The following is a 24,863-nucleotide window of genomic DNA, read 5'->3' as shown; positions in this document are numbered from 1 at the left end:
ACCCCTCCTCTTTGTTGATCGTTCGGCGATCGTGCGGCAATTATGCGGCAATCACTCGGCAATCATTCGGCCATCACGCGGCCATCGCTCGGCCGCGCGGCACCCCTGCGCGAGAATCAGGCCTGCGGCGAGATCACTGCCAGGCCTCGCATGTGACGGAGACGGGGGCGAGATCGACGAAGGACCCATCGTCGATCGTCCACTTCTGCATGAAATGATGCATGCTCGCCCCGTACTCGTCGAACTCGTACTCGGCGGCCGCCCCGACGTACCGGAGAGGGATCCCCGCGCGGAGCTCGCTCATCGCCGTCTTCAGATCCCGCCACGAGGCCGCCTCGTGGTCGGGGCTGCTCAGCCCGCGGATGATCTTCTGCAGCTCGTGCCCGGAGGTCGGGATCTCCCCGCTCGTCGCCTCGGCGTACGCGAGGCCCATCGCGATGAGGACGACGCCGTCGTAGTAGAAATGCGCCGCGGGCAGCGGCACGTCCCCGCCCCACCGGCGCGAGAAGTGCCCCGTGAAGGCCTCGGCGTTCCCGGTCGTGCAGTCGATCTTCTCCTCGGCTCCGTCCATGGCATGGCACTCGCTCCGCAGGCTGAGCGAAGGCGAGACCCCGAAATAGCCATCGAGAGAGCCCGCAGGGATGTTGGCGAGGAGCACCTCGGCGCGCAGCGCAGGACCGAGGAGCCAGGTGCCCGGGCGCCCGGAGACGGTCCATTCGGTCACGATGGTCGAGGCGGTGGCGGGGTAGGCGGCGAGGAGCGTGCGGCCGGCGCGCGCCTCGAAGGCCGACTCGATCTTGCCCGCGTACGACGGCTGTCCCGACGTGAACGTCACCGAGGGGAGGACCCTGCCCTCGAGCGCCGCGAAGTTGGTCTTGAACTCGGTGCTGACGCTGGCGTTGTAGTCGTCCCGCGCGGCGAGGCTGTTCACGGTGCCGATGCCCTCCTGAACTGCAGATTTCGCCAGCGCGCATCCGACGGCGAACGGGGAAGGGGCGAGCCGCATCCGGCCGCCCCTCGCCTCGCTTCGCGCGACGGTGGGCGCGGCGTAGCCCGGCAGCATCTGAAACACGTCGAGCGACTTCACGTCCTGCGCTATCCCGAGGGAGATATCGTTCTCTTCGGGCCCGATCACGTAGCGGACCTCATCCTTGTACAGGAGCGCGAGCAGCTGGTTGAGCCCGCGCACCGAGCTCGAGTGGCTATCGCGGACCACGAGGTCGAACGGCCTCCCGTCGAGCCCCCCCGCGGCGTTCAGGTCCTCGATCGCGAGCAACATCGCTTGCTCGAGGTTGCGGCCGATGGCCGACTCGCTGCCGGAGAAGGGCAGGAGCGCCCCCATGAGGACCGCGTCCTCGGGGTGATCGGGCGCGATCGGCGCGCACGACGCCGAGAGCAGGGACGCAAGTCCCACAAGCAACCCGGTCTGCGTACAGCGCGCGCGTCGCCCTCGACGGGTCAACCCCACGACGGCTCGACGCAGGGAATACAAAGCGGCAGGCACCCTAAGGAACATCCTGACACTTGAGATAAGAGGCCGAGGATCGAGCTGTCAAGGACTGGAACGGAGGCTCAGGGGGAATTCACCTCATCCATGCAATCCAAAATGCAATTCACACGTCGGCGCGTCGTCAGCGCCGGTGTGATGTAGTGAGGTACACCCTCTTGAACAGCGAACTGCTCAGTCCGCTGCGTCATCCGCTGGGCGCGACGGAGCGACTCAGCCGCTCTGGCGTTCCCCCGGCGCGCCGCAGATGCGGTGGACCAGCTCGAGCAGGGGCTCGACCTGGAGGGGCTTCTTCAGGAGGCCCGCGACGCCGAGCCGCGGCGCCTCGCGCTCGGCCCGCACGTCGGCGGAGACGATCACCACCGGGATGTCGGCGAGCGCCGGGTCGCGCTGGAGCTCGGCGCGCAGCTGCCAGCCATCCATGACGGGCATCATCAGATCGAGCAGGATCAGCGCGGGCGGCATCCGCCTGCGCAGCATCGAGAGCGCCTCGGCGCCGTCCGCGGCCTCCTCGACGTCGTAGCCCTCGAGCAGGAGCAGCTGCGACAGGATGCTCCTGATGTCCAGGTCGTCCTCGACGATCAAGATGTGGCCAGTTTGGTTGACCATGCTCGGACCTCACGACCGCGCCGCGTGGCGCGCCTCCTGGCGGCTGAACAGCCCCGTGGCGCCACGGATCGATCGAGCGCTGCGCAGCCAGAGGGAGCTTGGGCGCGCAGGGGCGCCCTCGCAAGCGGCCGGCCCGGCGGGCGGCCGGCCGCGCGGCGGACCGCCGAGCTGCTCGCGGCGGCGGGCTGGCGAGGGCGGGCGCGGCGCGTGAAGCGCGCGCCTACTGCGCGGCGTCCTCGGGGCACTCGTCGAGGGCCTCGCCCGGGTCCACATCGCGCGTGCCGTCGCGCGGGTCCACATCGCGCGTGCCGTCGCGCGGGTCCACGTCGCGCGTGCCGTCGCGCGGGTCCACGTCGCGCGCGCTGTCGCGCGGGTCCACGTCGCGCGCGCTGTCGCGCGGGTCCACGTCGCGCGCGCTGTCGCGCGGGTCCACGTCGCGCGCGCTGTCGCGCGCCGCCGCGCGCGCGACAGCGTGGAAGGCGGGCAGGAGCACGCGGAAGCACGCGCCCTTGCCGACCTCGCTCTCGACCCGGATCTCGCCCCGGAAGCTGGTCACGATGCCGTGGCAGATCGCGAGGCCGAGCCCCGTCCCCTCCCCGATGGGCTTCGTCGTGAAGAACGGGTCGAAGATGCGGCTCCGGAGCTCCGGCGCGATCCCCGGCCCGGTGTCGCGCACCTCGATGCGCACGCGGCCAGGCGCCTCCACGGCGGTCGCGATCCGGATCTCGTTCTCCGCCTCCTTCCCTTCCGGCAGCGCCTGGGCGGCGTTGACGAGCAGGTTCAGGATCACCTGGCCGAGCTGGGCCTCGTTCGCGTGCACCGGCGGCACCCGGCCGAGCTCCGTCACGAGCCTCGCCTTGCTCCGGATCTGCTGCTGCGCCATGCGGAGGACGAGCTGGATCACCCGGTCGACCTCCACGGGGCCGAGCGCCCCGTCGTCGGCGCGCGAGAACGTCTTCAGGCTGCCCACGATGTGCCGGACGCGCGCCCCGCCCTCCGCGGCCTCGTCGAGCGCCGAGAGGATCGCGTCGACGCGCGCGGCCGGGCCCTTGGACCGGAGCTCCTTGCGCGCGAAATCGAGGTTCGCGACCATGTACGCGAGGGGGTTGTTGATCTCGTGCGCCACCCCGGCGGCGAGCGTGCCGAGCGACGCCATGCGGTCCGCGAGCTGGAGCCGCGCCTCCATCTGCCGCCGCTCGGTGACGTCCGAGACGGCGCCGAGCATCCGGTAGGCCTTGCCCGCCCCGTCGCGCAGGACGATGCCGCGGTCGTGCACGTCGGCGTAGCTGCCGTCCGCGAGCAGGCACCGGTACCAGAGCTCGAACGTGCTGCCGCCGCCCTCGATCGCGCGCCTGAGGCCGTTCATCACGCGGTCGCGGTCGTCGGGGTGCACCCGCTCGAACCACCACACCGCGTCCTCCTCGATGTCGCCGCCGCCGGTGCCGTAGAAGCTCCGCATGCGCTCGCTGCCGGTGACGCGCCCCGACGAGAGATCCCAGTCCCAGAAGGCGTCGCTCGTCGCGCGCACGACGAGCCGCATCCGCTCCTCGCTCGCGCGCAGCGCGCCCTCGGCGGCCCGCTGCGCCGTCCGGTCGAACACGAAGCAGACGCCGCGGTCGCGGGCGCCCTCGACCAGGGCGGGGGCGATGAGGATGGGCACGCGGCGCCCGTCCCGGTGGAGGAACTCCTTCTCGAACGGCGCGCAGATGCCGTTCTTCAGGACCTCGGAGAGCGCGCGCTCGTCCGCGGCGCGGTGCTCGGGCGGCGTGATCGCGACCCAGCTCAGGCGCCCCGCCTCGACCTCCTCGCGCGAGTAGCCCGACATCTGGAGGAACGCGTCGTTCGCGTCGAGGATGCTCCCGGTCGCGTCCCACACGAACAGCCCGATCACCTCCGCGGACGCGGCGCGGAACGAGCGCGCGGCGCGCTCGAGCAGGGCGCGCTCGGCGGGCGCCCGGACGGCGGCCTGCGCCGAGGGCCGCCGCACCCACCACACGGCCGCGTCGAGCTGGATGCCGATCGACTGCTCGCTCGCCGCCGCCACGACGGTCGCCCCCGCCTCCAGCAGGGCCGTGGTGGCGTCCCCGCAGCCGCTCGGGCACACCGCGACCACGGCCACGCGGTCGCCCCCGGGGGCGGCGCGCAGCCTGCGGCAGAGCGCGAGCACGTCGCCGAGCGGCCCGTCGACCCCCAGCACGGCCACGTCGAGCGGCTGGGTCGCCAGGAGATCCAGGCCCGCCTCGACGTCCCGCGCGGGGATCGCGGCGTAGCCCCGCGCGGTCGCGATCGACAGGACGGCGCCCGCCGAGCCGCCCGGGAAGATCAGGATCCTCGGTTCCAGTGCTCCCGCCACCTGCGCACAATCCCGCGCGCGGCGCGCTGACGCAATACCGGCGGGGCCCTCTTTCGTCCTCCAGCTCGTCGAGCCCGGCGCTCCACGGCCTGAGCAGCGGCCGCGCGAGCGGCTCCGGCGCGACGTGGACGATTTGTAGAAGGTTTGTGCGGAGGAGGTGGCGCCGTCCGCATTGAACGCCGCGCGGCGCGCCGGCGGCCGGTGCGGGTCTGGCTTCCTCGCGCGGCCTCGCGTACGCGCTCGGCCCTATGCCCGCTGCGGGTTCGACGCGCCTTCCCGGTCCATGGCTGCTGACGTTCCTCTGGATGGCGATCGTCGCCCTGCTGCTCGGCTGCAGCGAGGTCGCCGAGCCGCTCGACGCGCGCGCCCTGCGGCGGCATTTCCCCGAGCAGGCCGCCGCCATCCTGGACGGGCCGTTCGCCTTCACCCTGGCGGGCGACTCGTTCGAGGCCCAGCGGCCGCCCGAGGCGCCCGCCGACGTGCCTGGCGAGGCCGCGCCGCGCCCCCGCTTCCCGCGCGGCGGCGGCGCCCTCCACTTCCCGCTGCCCGACGGCTCGGAGGTGCTGGTGCGCGAGCTCGGCGCGCTCGGCGAGGCCGAGGCCGCGGAGAGCGCGGTGATCTACCCGCGCCGGGGCGGCGCCTCGTTCTGGGCCGCCCTCGACGACGGCTACGAGGAGTGGCTGCTGCTCGAGCCGGGCGCGGTGCGGCGCGACGCGCCCGTGGCCACCTGGCAGGTCCACGGCGCGGCGCTGCGCCAGGCGGGCGACGCCGTCGAGGTCGTGGACGCGCGCGGCGCGCCGCAGGTCCGCGTGACGGCGCCCGAGGCCTACGGGGCGGACGGCCGGCCGGTCGGCGTGCGGCTCGCCGCCGAGGGGGACCGCGTCGCGCTGTGGGTCGACGCCGAGGGCGAGACGGTGCTCGTGGATCCGCGGTGGAAGCTCAAGCGGGCGATGCACGACGCCCGCATCCTGCACACGGCCACGCCGCTTCAGGACGGGCGCGTGCTCGTCGTCGGCGGCCAAGGTCACGAGGCAGATCTCGCCAGCGTCGAGCTGTTCGACCCGACCTCGGGCACGTGGCTGCCCTTCGAGCCGATGAGCCTCCCCCGCGCGCTGCACACGGCGACGCTGCTCGGGGATGGCCGGGTGCTCGTCGCCGGCGGCTTCAGCGACCATCGTGAGCCCCCCGCCAGCGCCGAGGTGCTCGACCCGGCCTCCGGCGCGTGGTCGCCGGTCGGGGCCATGTCCCGCCCCCGCGCTCGTCACACCGCGACGCTGCTGAAGGACGGCCGCGTGCTCTTCGCCGGCGGCACCGACTACAGCGTCAATGTCGGGAGCGGAGAGAAGCTCGCCATCGCCGAGGTGTTCAACCCGGCCACCGGCATGTGGTCGCAGCTCGGGTCCATGCTCACCGCCCGCATGGACCACACCGCGACGCTGCTGGACGACGGACGGGTGCTCGTCGCCGGCGGTTTTGCCCAGAATGACGAGGCGCTCGCCAGCGCCGAGCTGTTCGATCCGGCCTCCGGCACGTGGAGCGCTCTCGAGCCGATGCGCATCGACCGCGCCGAGCACACCGCGACGCTGCTCCTGGACGGGCGCGTGCTCGTCGCCGGCGGGAACACGCGGGCGCAAGGAGCGCCCGAGAGCGCCGAGGTCTTCGACCCGGCGTCGCTGGCGTGGCAGCCCGTCGGACCCATGATCAGCTCCCGTGCGGCTCACACCGCGACGCGGCTCTCGGACGGGCGCGTGCTCGTCGCCGGCGGCGTGGATCCGGCATTGAGCAGCAGCGCCGAGGTCTTCGACCCGGATTCGGGCGCGTGGCGCGCCGTCGATCGCATGCTCGCGGAGCGCGCGTCGCACGCCGCCGCGCCGCTGCCGGACGGCCGCGTGCTCGTCACCGGCGGGGACAGCGGGGGAGGATTGCTCGACCAAGTCGACGTCTTCGATCCGGAGTCCAGCACGTGGCTCCCCCTCGGCCCGATGCGCGCCGCGCGCGTGGTGCACACCGCGACGCTGCTCTTGGACGGGCGGGTGCTCGTCGCCGGCGGTCATCGCACCGACAGCGATGAGCCCCTCGGCGGCGCGGAGCTGTTCGATCCGGCCTCCGACGCGTGGCTCCCCGCCGGCTCCATGCAGACCGCCCGGACGCTGCATACGGCGACGCGCCTGCAGGACGGGCGCGTGCTGGTCGTCGGCGGTTACGACGCTGCGGCAAAATTCCAAGGCGCCGAGGTGTTTGACCCCGTCTCGGGCACGTGGGCGGCCGCGGGATCCATGCACAATCCCCGGACATGGCACACGGCGACGCCCCTGAAGGACGGCCGCGTGCTCGTCGCCGGCGGGACGGTCTCGGAGATGCTTGGCTCCTTCGAGGCACTCAACCACGTCGAGGTGTTCGACTCGGGCACGTGGGAGGCGGTCGCGCCCATGCTCGCCGTCCGCCACGAGCACAGCGCCACGTTGCTGCCGGACGGGCGCGTGCTCGTCGCGGGCGGCGCGGGCGCCACGGGCGCGCTCGCCAGCGCCGAGGTGTTCGACCCGGCCTCCAACACGTGGCTGTCCGTCGGGCCCATGACCACCACCCGGTTGCGCCACGTCGCGACGCTGCTGTCCGACGGGCGCGTGCTCGTCACCGGCGGCCTTGAGCGCGCCCGACCGATCGCCAGCGCCGAGGTGTTCGACCCGGCGTTGGGCACATGGCTGCCCGTCGGCCCCATGTTCTCCGCCCGCGTCTCGCACGCCGCCGCGCTGCTGCCGGACGGCCGCGTGCTCGTCACCGGGGGGAGCCAGCTCGCTTTCGGGGACGTCTACCTCGGCAGCGCCGAGGTGCTCGACCCGGTCTCCGGCACGTGGCTCCGCCTCGCCCCCATGCTCACGACCCGCTCTTACCACACGGCCACGCCGCTGCCGGACGGGCGCGTGCTCGTCGCCGGCGGCTTCGGCTTCGATCCGACGCCCGACGCCGAGGTGTTCCGCCCGATGCCGAACGGCAGGATCTGCACGTCGGCCGTCGAATGCCAGAGCGGCTTTTGCGCGGACGGCGTCTGCTGCGACCAGCGCTGCAGCATCTATCTCTGCGAAGCCTGCTCGGATCACCGGGACGCGTCTGCGGACGGCGTCTGCACCTCGCTGCACCCCGACTATGCGCCCTATACCTGCTCGCCGCAGACCGGTCGGCCCACAGACCCCTGCAAGTCCGTCCACGACTGCGTAGCCGGCTTTGTCTGCGATGAAGCCGGCGACTGCGTGCCGCCGCCGCCGAACGGCGGTTACCTGGACAAGGGCGGCTGCCGCCTCGCCACGCCGGCAGCGGCCCCCGCCGGGCGGGGGCCGCTGGAGTTCGGTGTGCTGGTCCTCGCCGTCCTCTCCACGGCGCTGCGCAGGCGCCGCGGGGGACGCGCGTGACGCGGGTGCCCCCCGGGCGCCTTCGGCAGGAATCAGGGCGGAATCAGGGCGGAAATCTCAGGGCGGGACAGGGCGGGATCAGGGCGCGATCACGCGATCCTGGAGCTCCCGTCGTCGAACCACTGGGACGCGTTCGCGTAGCCGGCGCGCTGCGAGGACTTCTTGTAACAGAGGAAGTAGAGCCGTCCCTCCTTGACGCCGCACTCGGTGCGGTCCCTCCAGCAGGCGAGCAGATCCGGATCCACCGCCGGGTTGCTGGAGAACCCCGTCCCCTCGTCGAGGACGGGCGTCTCGCCCGGCGGCGGGCACGCCACCGGGACCGCGGGATCCAGCGTGTAGGCGCCGCCGGGGTTGAAGATCGAGTCCGCCACCCGGCGCACGGCGTCGACGCGGTCTGGACCGCAGAGCGAGAGGATATCGACGCTCGACCGGTCCACCTGGACGAGGACGAAATTGCGCCCCTCCGTGACGGTGAGCTCGAGCCCGCCCGCGGAGTACTCGTGGCGGACGAGATCCGGCGTGTCGGCCGTGGCCGCGTGCAGCGCGTGCCGCGCGCCCAGCGCCTCGTTGTGCGGGTTCGCCTCGCTCCTGAAGATGGTGTCGCACCAGAAGAACGAGTCCGCGCGCGCCTGGGCCGGCAGATCCTCGGCCCGCTCGACCGGCGTGAAGCCGCCCGGCGGCACGCGCCCCACCGCCGCGATCCACGCCGCGACCCGCGCCTCCACGTCCTTCCCGAGGATCTTTTCCGCGCTCATCGCCCACCTCCACCCGCTCCGTACCTCGCCACGATCTTCTCGACGCGATACCCCTCGTTCTCCGTCGCGCTGAACCAGATGAGCCCCCAGAAGACGCCGAGGATCGGCTTCACGTCGTCGAACACGCCGGCGCCTCCCGCGTAGTACCGGGTCACGCCGCCGTGCGAGAACTCCAGGCACGCCTCGTACCGGTTGAGCCCCGGGCTCAGCGTCCCGTCGCTCAGGCGCGTGTGGGACGCGGGGTAGGTCTTCCCCTCCTCGACCGGCCCGTCGACGAGCGCCGCGCGCCACGTGCGGCCGTTCTCGACCTTCGTCACGTCGAGCCCCGCCCACGGCTGCTCCTCCAGATCGGCCGACTGCGCCTCGCGGCCGCCGCCCACGTTGGGATCGCCCCAGACCACGATCACCCGCGCCCTCCCCGGGATCCCGAGCTGGCGCAGCATGCCGCGGATCAGCCGGACGATCGCCTGGCATTCGCCCGACTCCTCGGGATAGTCGGACATCGCCCAGGCGCCCCCCTCGTCGTTCAGGTACGTCGGGTGGCGGAACTGCCGGGGCACCTTGGGGCTCGGCTGGAGCGTGTAGTTCGGGAACCTCGCGAGGAGCGCGCCCACGATCGCGTGGGGATCGAGGGTCCTGAGCGCCCCGATCCAGGCGACCGCCCGGTCCATGCGCTTCAGCGTCACCCCGTCTTCCTGCCAGACTTCCTGTTTGTCGGTCTGGGGCTGGCCCATCGTGACATACACGACGTTCGAGGTCTTCGCGGGAGACACCCGCGCTCCGCCCACCGCCCACGCCACGGCGAGCTTGAGCTTCCGGATCCTCCTCCGGAGCGGCCGCGCGGACGACAGCTCGAGCGGCGCGGCGCCGCGCGCGAGGCTCCGGCTCTCGAACGTGATCCCCGCCGGCCCGACGCCGCGGATCGCGCCCGTCAGGGCGGCGGGGCTCCCGCCGCGCGACGCCAGCTTGAGCCGGATGACGAGGCGCTTGCCCATCGAGACCGAGATCGGCGCGGCGCCCTTCGGCGTCCACTCGGGCTGCGGGCACGGGCTCCCCTCGTTCCTCCAGCCGTGCTCTCCTTTGCAGTCCTTCAGGAGACCGTGATCGGACCTGAACTCGATGGATTGCAGCGCGACCGACGGCGCCTCCGCAGGCGCATCGTCGCGGCGCGGGCTCTCCCTGGCCGGCTCCGCCATAATGACCTTCCTCGTCTACGGCGCTGACGGACTCGGCACCTGCCGGGCCACCCGCCGACTCACGCGGATCATGGTGCCGCCGCCCGCCGGGCCAAGTCGGGCGCCGACGCACCGGGAGGTGCGTTGTCTTCGACATGGCACATGGCACATGGCACACGGCGCGCGGCGCGGGCGCGGGCGGGTCCCCTCGCGCTCCTGCCGCGGCGCGCAGCGCCCTCGGCGGCCGCGGCGCCGGCCCACGAGCCGGGTTCCGGTCGCCGCCCATCCGAGCTAGGTTGCGCCCATGCCCAACAGCCTGTTCGTCGTGCATGTCCATGTGCATGTCAAACCCGAGCACGCCGACGCCTTCCGGCAGGCGACGCTCGAGAACGCGCGCGAGAGCGTCAAGGAGCCCGGGATCGCCCGGTTCGACGTCGTCCAGGAGCTCGACGACCCCACGCGCTTCGTGCTCGTCGAGATCTACAGGACCCAGGACGCGCCGGCCGCGCACAAGGAGACAGCGCATTACAAGCGGTGGCGGGACACCGTCGCGGACATGATGGCCGAGCCGCGGACGAGCCGGAAATACGTCAATGTCTTCCCCGACGACGCGGGGTATTGACGTGGCCGCCCCGGACCCCGCGGCGGCCTTCGAGTTCGCCACCGCGACGCGCATCGTCTTCGGCGCGGGCAAGCTCTCCGAGGTGCCCGCGGCGGTGCGGGGCCTCGGCGGGACGCGGGCGCTCGTCGTCACCGGGCAGCGCCCGGACCGCGCCGCGCCGCTCGTCGCCGCGCTCGCGGCGGCGTCCGTGGACGCCGTGAGCTTCCCGGTCGCGGGCGAGCCCACGGTGGAGCTCGCGGCCGAGGGCACGCGCCGGGCCGCCGCCGAGCGCTGCGACGTCGTGGTGGCCCTCGGCGGCGGCAGCGCGCTCGACGCCGGCAAGGCGATCGCCGCGCTGCTCGCGAACGGCGGCGACCCGCTCGACTACCTGGAGGTGGTCGGCCGCGGCAAGGCGCTCACCCGGCCGTCGGCGCCGTTCGTGGCGATCCCCACGACCGCGGGCACCGGCTCGGAGGTGACGCGCAACGCGGTGCTCGCCTCCAAGGAGGCGCGCGTGAAGGCGAGCCTGCGCAGCCCGCACATGCTCCCGCGCCTCGCGGTGGTCGACCCGGACCTGCTCGCGGGCGCGCCGCCCGGGGTCCTCGCCTCGAGCGGCCTCGACGCGCTCTCGCAGCTCATCGAGCCGTTCCTCTCCGCCCGCGCGAACCCGCTCACGGACGGCCTCGCGCGCGAGGGCATCCGCCGCTCGGCGCGCTCGCTCCGCCGCGCCGTGCTCGAGGGCGCCGGCCCGGCCGAGCGGGACGACCTCGCCCTCGCGAGCCTGCTCGGCGGCCTCTGCCTGGCGAACGCCGGCCTCGGCGCGGTCCACGGCTTCGCCGCGCCCGTGGGCGGCATGTTCGACGCCCCCCACGGCGCCGTGTGCGCCGCGCTCCTGCCGGCCGTCCTCGAGGTCAACCTCCGGGCCCTGCGCGCCCGCCGCCCCGACCACCCCGCGCTCCCCCGCTTCGACGAGGTGGCGGCGCTGGTCACCGGCTCGGGCGCCGCCCGCGCCGAGGACGGGATCACCTGGGTCCGGGAGCTCTGCCGCGCGCTCGCGGTCCCGGGGCTCGGGCGTTACGGCATGACCGAGGCCGACGTCCCCGCGGTGGTCGAGCGCGCCCGGGCGGCGAGCAGCATGAAGGCGAACCCCCTCGGGCTCACCGACGAGGAGCTCACGGAAATCGCCGCCCGATCCCTGTGATCGCAGCGTCGGTGGTATCATCCCGCGGTGGCAAGCCCTTACCGAACGAGCCCTCCCTCACCTCCGGGCCGGCGGCCCGACGACGCGCGGATCGGCGTGGCGACGCTCGGCTTCGGCCTCGTGTGCGCCGTCATGGGTTGCTCTCTCGCCGGCGAGACGCGGGCAGAGTGCGCCCTGCTCGCGGGCCTCGGCGGCTCGGCGCTGCTCCTCCAGCGCAGGGGCGTCCGCTGACGCCCCCGCCCCGTCGCATTCCCCGGCCCTCTCCCGGCCCTTTCCCGGCCCTCCCCCGGGCCCTCCCACTCCTGACGACCGGAGCTCGATGAAGACCGATCCCGCCCCCAATCCTGCCCTCGACGCCATGCTCGCCGCCCAGCGCATCGCGTTCGCGCCCGTCGCCTTCCAGGTCGCGCGGGTCATGCGCAACCGCGGCGTCCTCAGGTCGCTGCAGCGCGCCGGCAAGAGCGGCAGAACCCCGGCGGAGGTGGCCCAGGACACGGGCCTCTCCGCCTACGCAACGAAGACCTTGCTGGAGGCGAGCCTGAGCTTCGGCCTCGTGGAGTGCCCCGAGGGCCGCGGCGAGCGTTACACGATCACCCGCGTCGGGCTCATCGTCGAGAACGACAGGATGACCCGTATCAACATGGATTTCATCCATGACGTCTGTTACGAGGGCATGCGTTATCTGGACGAGGCGATCGACGGCGGCAAGCCTGCGGGCCTGAAGGTCTTCGGCGAGTGGCCGACCATCTACGAGGCGCTGCCCGAGCTGCCGCCGAAGGTGAGGGAGAGCTGGTTCGCCTTCGATCACGTCTATTCGGACTCGGCCTTTCCGAAGGCGCTCCCCATCGTGTTCGAGCGGCGGCCGCGGACGCTGCTCGACATCGGGGGCAACACCGGCCGGTGGGCGGTCCAGTGCTGCGCGCACGACCCTGACGTGCGCGTCACCATCCTGGATCTGCCGGGCCAGCTCGAGGATGCCCGCGCCAACGTGGAGCGGCACGGCCTGCTCGGCCGGGTGATGGGCACGCCCATCGACTTCCTGGATCACGGCCAGGCGTTCCCGACGGGCTTCGACGCCATCTGGATGAGCCAGTTCCTCGTGTGCTTCTCCGAGGCGGACATCGTCCAGATCCTCCGGCGGGCGCGGGCCGCCATGGGCGAGGAGACGGTGCTCTGGATCCTCGACACCTTCTGGGATCGGCAGACGAACGAGGTAGCGGTCCACTGTCTGCACGGCTCCTCCGTGTATTTCACGTGCCTCGCGAACGGGAACAGCCGCATGTACAGCGCCGCGGATCTCAAGCGCTGCATCGACGAGGCCGGGCTCACCGTCGAGGCGGAGATCGACCACCTCGGCCTCGCTCACACGCTGCTCCGCTGCCGGCGGCGCGACGCGCCGCCGGCGAAGGGCGCGTGACGGGCGTAACGGTCGGGACGGTCTGGCAGGCAGTCGCCCCTTGTCGCTCCGCTCACGGGCGGATCGCGGGCACGCGCGCGCCGGCGACGCACGCGCGCGCGCGCGTGCCGGATGAGGCGGCCCGCCGCGCGCGGGGGGCGTGTCGCCGGGAGCGATCGAGGGGCTTTCGCGCGCGTCCTCGGGTAGCATAGGGTGGCACCCGGACGGCGCGCCGCGCGCTGCGTCAACGGTCCACAAGGAGAAACCGCCGTGTCCCACCCTCCGCTCACCCAGCTCTCCGAAGAAGAGCGCCTCTTCCGCGACTCGGTGCTCGATTTCGCGAAGAAGCGCGTCGCCCCCCGCGCGGCGGCGATGGATGAACAGGGCGCGCTCGACCGCGAGCTGCTCCCGCCGCTGTTCGATCTCGGCCTGATGGGCATCGAGATCCCGGAGTCCTACGGGGGCTCTGGCGCGAGCTTCTTCAACGCGATCCTCGCGGTGGAGGCGTTCGCGGTGGTCGATCCGAGCGTCAGCGTGCTCATCGACGTGCAGAACACGCTCGTGGCGAACGCGCTGCTCCGCTGGGGTGCCGACGCGCAGAAGGAGCGTTACCTCCCGCGGCTCAGCCGCGAGTGGGTCGGCTCGTATGCGCTGAGCGAGGCGGGCTCCGGCTCGGACGCGTTCGCGCTCGCGGCGCGCGCCGAGCGCCGCGGCGATCGCTGGGTCTTGAACGGCCGCAAGCTGTGGATCACGAACGCGAACGAGAGCTCGCTCTTCCTGGTGTTCGCGAACGTGGATCCGTCGAAGGGTTACCGCGGCATCACGGCCTTCCTGGTCGAGCGTTCCTTCCCTGGCTTCTCGGTCGGCAAGAAGGAGAACAAGCTCGGCATCCGCGCGTCCAGCACGTGCGAGCTCGTCCTGGAGGACTGCGAGGTCCCGGCGGAGAACGTGCTCGGCGAGGTCGGCAAGGGTTACAAGATCGCGATCGAGACGCTGAACGAGGGTCGGATCGGCATCGGCGCGCAGATGCTCGGCCTCGCCGCGGGCGCGTTCGAGCATGCGATGCGCTACATGGGCGAGCGCAAGCAGTTCGGCCAGGCGATCGCGAGCTTCCAGGGCGTGCAGTTCCAGTATGCGCGCGTGGCGATGGAGATCGAGGCGGCGCGCCTGCTCGTCTACAACGCCGCCCGGCTCAAGGACGCTGGCCAGCCGTTCGTGAAGGAGGCCGCGATGGCGAAGCTGTTCGCGTCCGAGGTGGCCGAGCGGGCGGCGTCGCTGAGCATCGAGTTCATGGGCGGCGTCGGCTTCACGAAGGACTACCCGGTCGAGAAGCTCTACCGCGACGCGAAGATCGGAAAGATCTACGAGGGTACGTCGAACATGCAGCTCTCCACGATCGCGAAGCTGCTCCAGGCGGAGTACGACGCGAAGGGGTGAGCGGGGAATCGGTCGCGTGCGGGGGACCCGAGCGCGCCCGGGTCACGCCACGAGGCGCTTGAGGTCCGCGAGGGTGCGGAGGGTCGAGACCTGCTGCGGTAGGATGACGTCCCGGACCAGGACGTGGGATTCGGAGTCGAGCTCCTCGAGGTCGTTCCGGTAGTCATTCAGCCCGTGGTCCTCTCCTTCGGCGAGGGCCGACAGGGCCGCCTTGGGCCCGCCGAGCGCAACCGCGGTGCCCTCGACCACCTTGGCGAACGCGCCCCATGGCCCGGAGCTCTCCGGCGCATCGCCTCCGAGCTCCTCGATCCGGCGGCGCAGCACGGTCACGCGCGCCTCGTGTGATGCGAGGTTGCGCTGAAGCTCCTGGGCCACCCACTCCTCGTTCGTCGCCGCGATGGCCTGGCGGTAGGTCTCGACCGCCGCGATCTCGCCGCGACAAAACGACTTGAGCTGCTCGATCGAATCGTCGTCGATCAAACCGTCCAGACCGACGCTCTCGTCCGTAAATGCGAGCTGTTCCATGGGGTTCTCCTGAGATGTCTTCTGGCTGCCGTTTGTTCTCCTTTTCTTCCCTCCGAGACCAGCCACCGTGCCTCGCTTGCGGTCACGGTGCTGACAGTACGTCGTGCCCTTCTTGCGGAAGCGCTCGACCATATTGCCTCAGGGGTACATTTTCGCCTCACTCCGCGACGGGCCTGGCGGAGATCTCTACCGATTCTACAAAGGCCGTTCCATTCAAGGATCATCCCGGGCGGTAGCGCGCGCCGGCGGGTGGGGCCGCGCTCGCCGGCGGGGGGCGGGCGGGCGCGCCGAGCACCGAACGAGGTTCCATAACGTCCCAGCGGGCTCCGCGTCCCAGGCGCGCCTTGTGTGGCGCGCAACATAACGTCCCAGAGGGCAGAGCCCGAAGTGAGACATGCCGGGTGGTGTCCCCAGCGTAAGCTCTTCTCCCCCAGTCTTGCCGATTGGCCAGCGCCCGCCCGCCCCCCGCCGGCGAGCGCGGCCCCACCCGCCGGCGCCTGGTCGACGTGTCGTGTTGTCGTGTTGTAAGGAGAGGCGCTTGACGAGCGCTCAGCGAACGTGGCTGTCGATGGGCCGACGAACGCGGCGGATGCTGCGGTACTGGGCGACGCTGCGGGCCGAGGCGGCGTCGCGCAGGATCCCCCGGAGCTCCTCGGCGTCGGCGTCGTCGCGGGCGTGGACGCCGAGCAACATCCCGCCCTCTTTCAGGGCGGTCTCGTAATCGCGCGCGCGATGCTCCGGGATCCCGGCGTCCATGAGCACGCTGCTCAGGTTGCCAGCCTCGCTCGCCGCGCTCGAGTCCGCGAGCTGGGCGGCGATCGGCCCGGCCACCGCGAGGCGCAGCCCGGGGACCACCACGCCCACGCCGGCCGAGGAGAGGATGGCGCCGAGGGCGTGACCGTTCGCCGCGGCCCCTACCACACGCGACGGCGCGAAACGCTGCCGGCGGGCCGCCTCGCTCACGATCACGCAGATGTCTCCCCGGTCGTGACCGCAGGCCATGATCCGCCGAACCGCGTCCTCCGCCTCGACACGCGTCCGCACCACCTCGCTGATCAGCTTCCGGTCTGCCATGGGGATCTCCTTGACTGAGCTTGCGCTGCTCGCCGCTGCCTTAAGCGCATCTCACGAACCGTACCTGGCACGATCGATGCGCTAACATCATGGAATTATTCATGAAATCGCCACAGCAACGCTGAGACGAAATGTCACAGCGGGGCGAAGAGGCCGTGGCCGATAGGCACCGGCGCGGCGCCGGACCGGCGCGCTGGAGAGCTGGGATGTGGGGGAAGATCCGGGCGTGGCGTCAGGCTGCGGCGCGCCGCTCTTTGCGCGCGGGCTTGGCGCTCTTCTTGGTGCGGCCGGCGCGGGCCGCGCTGCCGGCGCTGCCGGCGCCGGGGCTGGCGCCGCGGCGCGCGGCCCTGACCGCGCGCACGCTCTCGCTGAGGCGGGCCGCGAGCGGCACGGCCTCGCGCTCGCTGAAGCCGCGCACGATCCGGAGCATCTTGGCCTCCTCCGGGCGGAGCGCGGCGAGCGCGGCGTCGGCGGCGGCCTCCTCCGCCTCGAGCAGGGCCTTCATGGCGCCCTCCGTGAACGCGCGGATCACGGCGGGGTGGATGTAGCAGCGCTGGCAGACCGCCCGCGTGTTGCCCAGGCGGGCAGACACCATGTCGATCACCTGCGTCACGCACTTCTTCATGTGGCGGACCGAGCTCGCCACCTCCATCTCGGAGAAGTACGAGGCGCACAGCACCGTGCCCGTCCACGTGCGGAAGTCCTTCGCCGTGAACTCCTGGCCCGCGAGCGCGCGCAGGTACTCGTTCACGTCGTCCGAGTGGATCCGCTGCCGGTGGCCGTCGCCGTCGATGTACTGGAACAGCTCGTGGCCGGGCACGTCCTGGCACCGCTTCACGATCCGGGCGAGCCGGCGGTCCTTCACCGTCAGCTCGTGCTCCTTGCCGCTCTTTCCCCGGAAGTGGAACCGGATCACGTCCCCGTGGATCTCGACGTGCTCGTCGTGGAGCGTGGTCAGACCGTACGAGTTGTTGTCGCGCGCGTACTCGTCGTTCCCGATGCGGATCGACGTCTCGTCGAGCAGGCGCACCACGGTCGCCAGCACCTTCTCGCGCGGCAGCCCCGGCAGCGCCAGGTCGCGCTCGGTCGCCGCCCGGATCGCGGGCAGCGCCGCGCCGAACGCGAGCATGCGGTCGTACTTCGTCTCGTCCCGGACCTCGCGCCAGCGCGGGTGATACCGGTACTGCTTCCGCCCGCGCGCGTCCCGGCCCGTGGCCTGGATGTGGCCACGTTCGTTCTGGCAGATCCAGACTTGCGTCCACGCGGGCGGGATCGCGAGGCGGCGGATGCGCGCGAGCGTCTCCTCGTCCTTGATGACGCGCCCCGCGGGGTCGAGGAACTTGAACCCCTTGCCCGCCTTGCGCCGGGAGATGCCCGGCTCGTCGTCGTTCACGTACCTGAGCCCGGCCGACCTGGCGGACTCGATCGGCGAGGGCGTGAGCGGCGACGACGCGGCCGCGGCGCCGGCTTCGCGGGCGATCTCGACGGACTCCACCGACTCGATCGACAGGTGGACCCGGCGCCGCCGGACGACGACGGCCGCGGTTTCGCGCCGCTCGCGGCGCGGAGAGCGCCGCGAGCGGCGCTTGGATCGGGCGGAGGTGAGGCTTCGGGTCTGCATGGCGCGACGGGCTCAGAGGGCCTGCTCCACGAACGCCGCCGGCGCGCTCCGCGCCCGCTCCCGGTGGGCCTCATCGATGCAGCGCCGCACCTCCGCGTCGATCGCGGAGATCGCCATCCGCTTGAACAGGCGCAGCTTCAAGGGCACGTCGAGCTCGAGGTCCACGGCCCTCGGCCGGATCTCGATCCGCCCCGCCAGGCTGCAGCCCTTCACCGAGAACACGAGATCCGCGCGCCGCTCGTCGTTCCAGCTGATGGAGGGGCAGTATTCCGCGTAGTGGCGGCAATACCGATCGATCGCCCTCTGAACCGCTCTCTTCGCCGCTGCGTCGTCCAGGTCGTGGTGGACCGTGTGCTTCATAGGGATGTCCTCAGGTGGATGCCGAGGGCCAGGTCCCGCTGGAGCTGGCGTGCGCGGGCTCGGCAGAGAACGCGGCGGAAGCAAGCGCAGTGCCCGACCAGTCCGGCAGGAGGTCCCGCGCGCCGCGCGGTGTTCTCGGGGATGCCGGCCGGGGCGCGCGCCGCGCGCGCAGCGTGTTTGACGAGCTTCGCCACAGCCTGGGCACATCCGGGGCAGATCGCCACGCCGCGCGCCCGGGCCGGCGTCGCCTCGCGCGGGGTCGTCGTCGCCCCGCGCCGGCGGAGCCAGCGGCACGGCGCGTGCGAGCTGCGCCGTTCATGCATGCTGCTGGAGCGCTGAAGTCGCCGCCTCTCCTCGAGACGTGGGCCGGACCGCGCGCAGGCAAGGCGCTCAAGGTGCTGCTGCTGCTGCCGATCGCGCTCTGGGTGGGCTACGTCGTGATCGTGAACGTCATGCTGAGCACGAAGCTCGTCGCGCGGCTCGTCAGCTACAACCCCACGGACGCGTCGCTGCACTACGGGACTGCGTGGAGCTTCTGGCCGGGCGTCGTGCACGTCGAGGACTTGCGGCTCAGCGGGTCCGACAGCGTGCTGCAATGGGCGGTGGAGCTCGACGAGGCGGACGTTGACATCCACCTGACCCAGCTCCTCTCGAAGAAGTTCTACGCCGAGGACATTCGCGCCGAGGGGTTCGTGTTCCGGATGCGGCTGCTCGTGGATCCCACGAGCGAGCGCGATCTGGAGGCGCCGCACATCACGGCGCTGCCCCCCATCCCGGAGTTCACGAACCCTCCGCTCAAGCCGGAGCTCCCGCCGGAGCGGGATCTCGAGAACTCGGACGAGGGCTACAACCTCTGGACAGTCCACCTGGAAGGCGTCGACACGTCGCTCAAGGAGGTCTGGATCCAGCAATACCGATATGCCGGCGCGGGCCGCGTGCGGGGGAGGTTCCATATGAAGCCGCTCCGCGCCATCGACGTCGGGCCGGTCGCGCTGGAGCTCCGGTCGGGCGAGCTCCACCTCGCCGACCGGATCGTCGCGCGGCTCGACGCCGACGTCGACGTGACGATGCCGACGTTCGATCCGCGCGACATCGACGGTCTCAACCTCTTCGAGAACGCCGCGGTGCGCCTCCGCCTCGACGCGCAGGTGCCGGGTCTCGACTTCGTCCACGTCCACACGGGCGAGGACGCCGAGCCGCGGATCGAGGACGGCAGCGGCGAGCTCCGGGCGAACCTGGTCGTGAACAAGGGGAACGTCGAGCCTGGCAGCGCCCTGTCGTACGCGACGAGCCACCTCGCGCTCGGCGCCTCGGGGCACCGCGCCACCACCGAGGCGGACGTGGACCTGCGCGTCGGGGAGCGCGGCGAGGCGCTCCTCTCGGTGAACGTCCCCCGCGCGACGCTCGAGCGCCCCGGCAAGGGGCTCCCGCCGATCGTGGTGGAGCGGGCGAGCGCGGTGTTCGAGGCGCCGGAGCTGCACCTCATGAGGTTCCCGCCGGCGTTCTCGTCGAAGGTGGACATCGTCGCCGCGGCGCTGCCGGACCTCCGCTGGCTGAACCAGGAGGGCGCCGCGCCGGACGCGCCGAGGTTCACGGGCGGCGCCGCGTTCCTGCGCGGGAGCGTCGATATCGACCGGCAGGGGCGGGCGACGGGCGCGCTCAGCCTGCTGATGAAGCACGGGGCGCTCGCGTGGAAGGAGACGCGCTTCAAGGCCGACGCGACGGCGCGCATCGCGCTCGACGCGGCCGACGTGCTGAACCCCTCGGCCACGCTCCGGAAGAGCCGAATCGAGATCAAGGACCTCGCGATCGAGCACGAGGGCGAGGCGCTGCCGGGCTGGTGGGCGCGCATCGACATCGACGACGCGAAGGTGCGAAAGGGCCTGATGGAGGCGACGATCCGGCTCGAGTGCAAGGACGCGCGGCCGGCCGTGAAGCTGCTCGACGCCGAGGACGTGATCCCCGGCTGGGCCTCGGGGCTCCTGACGATGGACGGGCTCACCGCGTCCGCGAAGGTGCAGCGGAAGGGAGACGACGTGGACTTCCGGCTGCTCGAGGCGCAGGGCGGCAACCTCGCGATCCGGGGGCGCCTCACGAAGTCCGACGGCCGCGACGCGCTCGGCGCGTTCCTCGTGACGAGCGGGCCTCTCTCCGTGGGCATCGACCTCGGCGCGGACGGCGCCGGCGTGCACCCGCTCGTGGGCGACGACTGGGTGAACGAGCAGATGGCCGCGCTGGGCCGGTGATCCTCCGCGGCCACCACGCGCGCGGCCGGGCGCGGCCTCGCCGGCGCCCGCCATCACACCTGAGCCGACAGGCGCGACTCGGGACTTCGACTACGCGGTAGAATTCCATCTCGGATGTGTATTCGCGCGCCGCCTCGTGTCTGTCCACGAGGCGTGTGGTCCCGTCGTGGTCAGAGCGCGCGCGCGCTCGACGGCGCGCGAGCGCGAACGCGAACGTCGGCAACGTGCTCGCGACGAGCGATGTGTGCTCCGGCCGCGGTGCCCCCTTCCACGGGCGCCCGAGGACGTGAGACGATGGGGCTTTTGGAGGAGCCTTATGAAGCAGATCGCAGGAGCAGCGAGTGAGGTCGATCACCTGGAGTTCGGGATGTTCGGCGCCAACGGCACGGGCACCTCGATGTCGAAGGTGCCGGAGCGGTGGTACCCGACCTGGGAGAACAACCGCGACCTGGCGCTCGCGGCCGAGGCGGCCGGCCTCGATTTCCACATCCCGTTCGCGCGCTGGAGGGGGTACGGCGGCGAGTCCGATCCCCTGGGCATCACCTTCGATCCGATCGCCTGGGCAGCCAGCCTCCTCGCGCTCACGAAGAAGATCACCGTCTTCACCACCATCCACGCGCCCTTCACGCACCCCATCATCGCCGCCAAGCACCTGGCCACGCTGGACCAGATCGGCCCGGGCCGCGTCGGTCTGAACGTCGTGAGCGGCTGGCACGGGGAGGAGGCCGCCATGTTCGGGATCGAGCAGCGCGAGCACGACGAACGTTACGAGTACACGAAGGAGTGGCTCGACGTGATGCTCAAGCTCTGGTCCAAGGACAGGCCGTTTCACCACGAGGGCAGGTTCTTCAACCTGCGCGACGTGATCGGGAGCCCGAAGCCGCGGGGCGGCAAGGTCAAGCTGATGAGCGCGGGCGCGTCGAGCGCTGGACGGAGCTTCGCGATCGGCCATTGCGACCAGCTGTTCACCATCCTCGTCTCCCTCGAGGCGTGCCGGGCCGAGGTCGCGAAGGTCAAGGAGGCGGCCGCCCGCGCCGATCGCCGCGTGGACGTGTACACCGCGGCGTGCGTCGTCTGCCGCCCGACCCGGAAGGAAGCGGAGGAGTATTACGAGCACATCTCGAAGGAGATGGCGGATGAGGCCGCGGTCGACAACGCCTTGCGGTTGCTCGGGCTGGACTGCCGCTCGTTCACTCCGGAGTTCTATGCGATGTTCCGGAGCCGGTTCGCCGCGAGCCACGGCCATTACCCGATCGTCGGCGACCCGAGCGATGTGGCCGAGGGCCTCCGGAGCGTCCGCGACGCGGGCGTCCGCGGCCTCAGCCTCTGCTTCATGAACTTCGCGGACGAGCTCCCTTACTTCAGGGACGAGGTCATGCCGCGCCTGGTCGACATGGGCGTCCGTCGGCCTGCCGGCGGATGATCTCGTCTCGTCCTGCGCTTTGATCCGTCGAGCGCCCTCGTGGCCGGCCGCGCCGCGCCCGGAGCGCTCGTCACCCCGCGCCGGAGAGCACCGCGGCGATCGCGACGCGCTCTCCGCGCGGCCGCCCCGTCGCGTCGGCGTGGGCCATGTCGAGGGCGCCGAGCACCGTCGAGAGCGTCGTCTGGTCGAGGATCGACCCTGCCGGGAGGGCGCCGAGGTCCTCGCCCACGAAGTTCTTCGGGCAGGCGTCGATGACGGGCAACACACGCCCGCCGGCCGGCGCGAAGCGGATGGGCAGGCCGTGTGTCCGGCAGATGAGCGGCCGCGCGGCGTAGACGGCGCACCTCCCCGCGCCGTCGAGCGCGGGGCATACGCCCGGATCGCCCGCCTGCGCGCGCGCGGCGAGCGCCGCGCGGTCGTCGGCCGGGAGCGCGGCGAGCGCGTCGCGCAGGGCGTCGGCCTCGATCGCGGTGACGGAGAAGCGCCGGTGGCAGCAGTCGTTGCAGCCCGTGTGGCAGGCCATCCGCTCGCCGAGGCGCGCGCTCGCGCCGGCGAAGAACGCGTCCACCTTGGCGAAGAGCTGCCCGAGGCGCTCGCGCGCCGAGTGATCCATGCGCCGGGTTCTAGCAGCCGAAGACGCCGGCGCCCCGCTCGATCTCGCCGAGCGGATCGACGAGCGCGCGCACGAGCCCGCGCGCGGTCGCGCTCGCGATGCCGTCCGCCGCGCGAAAGGTCGCATATCGAAGCTCGCCGAGCAGGGCCCCGGCGAGCGGCGTGTACACGAGGTCGAGCGCCGAGGGGCGGACGCCGTTGGCCTCGTAGCCGTACTCCCAGAGGTGGGTCCCGGCGATGGCGAAGGCGAGCGCGGCCGGGGCGCTGAACCGGCAGATCCGGGCCCGCAGGTAGATCTCGCTCCCGAGCAGGCCGTGGCCGACGACGTTGATGGGCCAGGGGTCGTGATCCCACTGGAAGGCAGGCTGAGCCGGATCGAAGAGCGGCGGCTTGGTGAGCGCCTCGCCGTAGTGATGCCCCCAGCGCTCGAGGCGGAGGTCGGCGAAGGGCTCGGGCCACAGCACCGCTTCCACGCTGCGGGTGACGGTGAACACGGCGAGCGAGTGCACGATCGGCGGCGTCCAGGAGGGCTCGAGGCGGGCGGGCGCCGCGGCGGGCGGGCGCGCCGCGGGGGCCCGGACCGGGGAGGCGCGGAGCGGCGGGGCGACAGGGGCCGGCGGCGCGGCGGCCGGGGCGGGCGGCGCGGCCTGGGCAGGTGGCGCGGCGGCCAGGGCCGGCGGGGCGGCCGGGGCAGGTGGCGCGGCGGCCAGGGCCGGCGGGGCGGCCGTGGATTGGCCGGCGCACGCAGCTGCCAGCAGGGAGAGGACAGCGGCGGTGCACGGGCGCATCGGGAGCATGGGACGGCGGACGAGTGCGGTCCCGGAGCGGCGACCGGGCGGCGAGTCTAGCGCGATGACGGCATCACTCGACGACGATCCTCGCGCGCGCCCACCATGGACGTGCGGGCTCCTGGATGCAGGGAAGCAGGTTATGCTCGCGCGGGATGGCGGAGATCATGCTCATCACGGGAGGCAGCCGTGGAATCGGCGCCGCGACAGCGTTGCTCGCCGCGAAGCGGGGATATGCCGTCGCGGTGAGTTACCTGCGCGACGAGGGCGCCGCGACGAGGGTGGTTGACGAGATCCACGCGCACGGGGGCACGGCCATCGCGGTGCGGGCGGACGTGGGCCGGGAAGAAGACGTGGTGCGGATGTTCCAGGCCGTGGACGACGCGCTGGGGCCGGCCGCGGTGCTGGTGAACAACGCGGGCGTGCTCGAGCGCCAGACGCGCCTGGCGCACATCGACGAGGCGCGCCTCCACCGGATCTTCTCCACGAACGTCGTCGGGAGCTTCCTGTGCGCGCGGGAGGCGGTCCGGCGCATGTCGACGCTCCGCGGCGGAGGGGGCGGCGCGATCGTCAACGTCTCGTCGCGCGCAGCGAAGCTCGGCTCTCCGGGAGAATACATCGACTACGCCGCATCGAAGGCCGCGATCGACGCGCTCACGGTCGGCCTCGCCAAGGAGGTCGCCGCGGAGGGCATCCGGGTCAACGCCGTGCGGCCCGGGATCATCGAGACAGACATCCACGCGAGCGGCGGCGATCCCGGGCGGGTGGAGCGACTCAAGACGAGCCTGCCGCTCGGGCGCGCCGGCAGCCCCGAGGAGGTCGCGCAGGCCATCCTGTGGCTTGCGTCGAAGGAGGCCTCCTACTGCACAGGCTCCATCCTGGATGTGGCAGGAGGGCGCTGACCGCCGCCGGGCCGCGGCCGTGAGCCTTGACAGCGCGGGGGGACGTCCGGTCTGCTGGGCCGCCTTGAAAGGACAGGAGGTCTCCGGATGATCACGCTGTATGGATTCGCGATAAGCAACTACTACAACAAGGTGAAGCTCTCCTTGCTCGAGAAGGGGGTCCCCTTCGTGGAGGAGATGGCGCGCCCGTCCCAGGACGCGGCGTTTCTGGCGAAGAGCCCGACAGGCAAGGTCCCCTTCATCAAGCGATCGGACGCGGAGGGCTACCTTATCGAGTCCCAGGCGATCGTCGAGTACATCGAGGCCATCGGGCCGAAGGAGAACCGCCTGCTCCCCGAGGACCCCTGGGAGGCGGCGCAGTGTCGCTCGGTCATGTCCCTCATCGACTTCAGCATCGACAGCCCGTGTCGCCCGGTGCTGCCCGCGGCGCTCCTGGGACAGAAGGTGGCGCCCGAGCAGGTGGCCTGCGCGCAGCAGACCGTCGCGCGCGGCGTGAGCAGCCTCCGGCGCCTGGCGAAGTTCAAGCCCTACATCGCCGGCGGCGAGCTGACCTATGCTGATCTCGCCGCGATCACGGTCATGCCGGTGGCGAGCGTGGTGCTGAAGATGCTCACCGGCCAGGACCCGTACGACGACTGGCCCGAGCTGCACAGCTACTTCGGGCTGCTGCGGCAGCGCCCCCACGTCCAGCGGGTCGAGGCCGAGGCCACCCAGGCGCTCCAGGCGTTCATGGCCATGATGCAAAAGAAGTAAACGCTGCGGCGCGAGGGCCGTCGATGACCGCGCGGACGTACGGCAGTGAGCCACAAGCCTGGCCAGGGATCCCGAGAGATTTCAACGCAAAGGCGCAAACCAGAATTCTCTGTGTATT

The 24,863-nt window shown here is 72.0% G+C and carries 21 protein-coding genes; 10 read left to right on the top strand and 11 right to left on the bottom strand.

The annotated features are described in order from the left end of the window. Positions 1–133: 133 nt before the first annotated feature. The 3 genes from WMF43_RS07620 to WMF43_RS07610 all read right to left on the bottom strand — a co-directional run bounded on the left by WMF43_RS07620 (position 134) and on the right by WMF43_RS07610 (position 4,469). Positions 134–1,414, bottom strand: coding sequence for an ABC transporter substrate-binding protein (locus WMF43_RS07620; RefSeq protein WP_437678665.1), 1,281 nt, complete (start codon positions 1,412–1,414; stop codon positions 134–136). A 306-nt stretch (positions 1,415–1,720) separates the two neighbouring features. Beyond that, a complete protein-coding gene (locus WMF43_RS07615; RefSeq protein ID WP_437678663.1) occupies positions 1,721–2,116 on the bottom strand; it encodes a response regulator in 396 nt (131 codons plus the stop codon). 220 nt (positions 2,117–2,336) lie between these two features. Further along, positions 2,337–4,469, bottom strand: coding sequence for an ATP-binding protein (locus tag WMF43_RS07610; protein ID WP_437678661.1), 2,133 nt, complete (start codon positions 4,467–4,469; stop codon positions 2,337–2,339). A 305-nt stretch (positions 4,470–4,774) separates the two neighbouring features. Here WMF43_RS07610 and WMF43_RS07605 point away from each other — a divergent pair, with 305 nt between their 5' ends. After that, positions 4,775–7,876: a Kelch repeat-containing protein gene (locus WMF43_RS07605; protein ID WP_437678659.1), complete on the top strand. Its 3,102-nt coding sequence runs from the start codon at positions 4,775–4,777 to the stop codon at positions 7,874–7,876. An 89-nt stretch (positions 7,877–7,965) separates the two neighbouring features. Here WMF43_RS07605 and WMF43_RS07600 read toward each other — a convergent pair whose 3' ends face one another. Together WMF43_RS07600 and WMF43_RS07595 are read right to left on the bottom strand one after the other, a co-directional pair. Beyond that, positions 7,966–8,631 (bottom strand): hypothetical protein, encoded by a 666-nt coding sequence (locus WMF43_RS07600; protein WP_437678658.1) that lies wholly within the window; start codon positions 8,629–8,631, stop codon positions 7,966–7,968. Then, entirely contained in the window at positions 8,628–9,827 is a 1,200-nt protein-coding gene (locus tag WMF43_RS07595) for a hypothetical protein (protein WP_437678657.1), read from the bottom strand. The genes WMF43_RS07600 and WMF43_RS07595 overlap by 4 nt, the downstream gene beginning before the upstream one ends. 283 nt (positions 9,828–10,110) lie before the next feature. Between WMF43_RS07595 and WMF43_RS07590 the strand changes: the two genes are divergently transcribed. From WMF43_RS07590 to WMF43_RS07570, 5 genes are all read left to right on the top strand, one after another. Continuing rightward, on the top strand, positions 10,111–10,428 hold the full coding sequence (locus tag WMF43_RS07590; protein ID WP_437678655.1) for a putative quinol monooxygenase: 318 nt from the start codon (positions 10,111–10,113) through the stop codon (positions 10,426–10,428). Position 10,429: 1 nt separating this feature from the next. Further along, the gene (locus WMF43_RS07585; RefSeq protein WP_437678653.1) at positions 10,430–11,608 is read left to right on the top strand and encodes an iron-containing alcohol dehydrogenase; all 1,179 of its coding nucleotides are present in this window, start codon (positions 10,430–10,432) and stop codon (positions 11,606–11,608) included. Between the two features lie 27 nt (positions 11,609–11,635). Continuing rightward, complete coding sequence (locus tag WMF43_RS07580) at positions 11,636–11,839, top strand: hypothetical protein (RefSeq protein ID WP_437678651.1); 204 nt, start codon at positions 11,636–11,638, stop codon at positions 11,837–11,839. Positions 11,840–11,927: 88 nt separating this feature from the next. After that, positions 11,928–13,025: a class I SAM-dependent methyltransferase gene (locus WMF43_RS07575; RefSeq protein ID WP_437678649.1), complete on the top strand. Its 1,098-nt coding sequence runs from the start codon at positions 11,928–11,930 to the stop codon at positions 13,023–13,025. Between the two features lie 249 nt (positions 13,026–13,274). Then, positions 13,275–14,441 (top strand): acyl-CoA dehydrogenase, encoded by a 1,167-nt coding sequence (locus tag WMF43_RS07570; RefSeq protein WP_437678647.1) that lies wholly within the window; start codon positions 13,275–13,277, stop codon positions 14,439–14,441. 42 nt (positions 14,442–14,483) lie between these two features. Here WMF43_RS07570 and WMF43_RS07565 read toward each other — a convergent pair whose 3' ends face one another. The 4 genes from WMF43_RS07565 to WMF43_RS07550 all read right to left on the bottom strand — a co-directional run bounded on the left by WMF43_RS07565 (position 14,484) and on the right by WMF43_RS07550 (position 18,021). Then, positions 14,484–15,098 carry a DUF2383 domain-containing protein gene (locus tag WMF43_RS07565; protein WP_437678646.1) on the bottom strand — a complete coding sequence of 205 codons (615 nt, stop codon included), beginning with the start codon at positions 15,096–15,098 and terminating at the stop codon, positions 14,484–14,486. Between the two features lie 417 nt (positions 15,099–15,515). Beyond that, entirely contained in the window at positions 15,516–16,040 is a 525-nt protein-coding gene (locus tag WMF43_RS07560; protein WP_437678644.1) for a hypothetical protein, read from the bottom strand. Between the two features lie 232 nt (positions 16,041–16,272). Continuing rightward, positions 16,273–17,661 carry a DNA topoisomerase IB gene (locus tag WMF43_RS07555; protein ID WP_437678642.1) on the bottom strand — a complete coding sequence of 463 codons (1,389 nt, stop codon included), beginning with the start codon at positions 17,659–17,661 and terminating at the stop codon, positions 16,273–16,275. A 12-nt stretch (positions 17,662–17,673) separates the two neighbouring features. Further along, positions 17,674–18,021, bottom strand: coding sequence for a polyhydroxyalkanoic acid system family protein (locus tag WMF43_RS07550; protein ID WP_437678641.1), 348 nt, complete (start codon positions 18,019–18,021; stop codon positions 17,674–17,676). Between the two features lie 317 nt (positions 18,022–18,338). On the opposite strand from WMF43_RS07550, the gene WMF43_RS07545 reads away from it, so the two are divergent. Beyond that, positions 18,339–20,267, top strand: coding sequence for a hypothetical protein (locus WMF43_RS07545; RefSeq protein WP_437678639.1), 1,929 nt, complete (start codon positions 18,339–18,341; stop codon positions 20,265–20,267). Between the two features lie 316 nt (positions 20,268–20,583). Beyond that, a complete protein-coding gene (locus WMF43_RS07540) occupies positions 20,584–21,690 on the top strand; it encodes an LLM class flavin-dependent oxidoreductase (protein ID WP_437678637.1) in 1,107 nt (368 codons plus the stop codon). Between the two features lie 70 nt (positions 21,691–21,760). Here WMF43_RS07540 and WMF43_RS07535 read toward each other — a convergent pair whose 3' ends face one another. Next, a complete protein-coding gene (locus tag WMF43_RS07535) occupies positions 21,761–22,303 on the bottom strand; it encodes a YkgJ family cysteine cluster protein (RefSeq protein ID WP_437678635.1) in 543 nt (180 codons plus the stop codon). A gap of 10 nt (positions 22,304–22,313) precedes the next feature. After that, positions 22,314–23,090, bottom strand: coding sequence for a DUF3943 domain-containing protein (locus WMF43_RS07530; RefSeq protein WP_437678634.1), 777 nt, complete (start codon positions 23,088–23,090; stop codon positions 22,314–22,316). Between the two features lie 155 nt (positions 23,091–23,245). Here WMF43_RS07530 and WMF43_RS07525 point away from each other — a divergent pair, with 155 nt between their 5' ends. Beyond that, positions 23,246–23,992, top strand: a complete 747-nt coding sequence (locus WMF43_RS07525; RefSeq protein WP_437678633.1) for an SDR family oxidoreductase — start codon at positions 23,246–23,248, stop codon at positions 23,990–23,992. An 87-nt stretch (positions 23,993–24,079) separates the two neighbouring features. Further along, complete coding sequence (locus tag WMF43_RS07520; RefSeq protein WP_437678631.1) at positions 24,080–24,745, top strand: glutathione S-transferase family protein; 666 nt, start codon at positions 24,080–24,082, stop codon at positions 24,743–24,745. Positions 24,746–24,863 lie beyond the last annotated feature (118 nt).

Origin of the sequence: Sorangium sp. So ce131 (assembly GCF_051519095.1) — a bacterium.
Classification (GTDB): domain Bacteria; phylum Myxococcota_A; class Polyangia; order Polyangiales; family Polyangiaceae; genus Sorangium.
The sequence above is the reverse complement of the archived record's forward strand: the minus strand, read 5'-3'. Positions and strand labels throughout refer to the sequence as shown.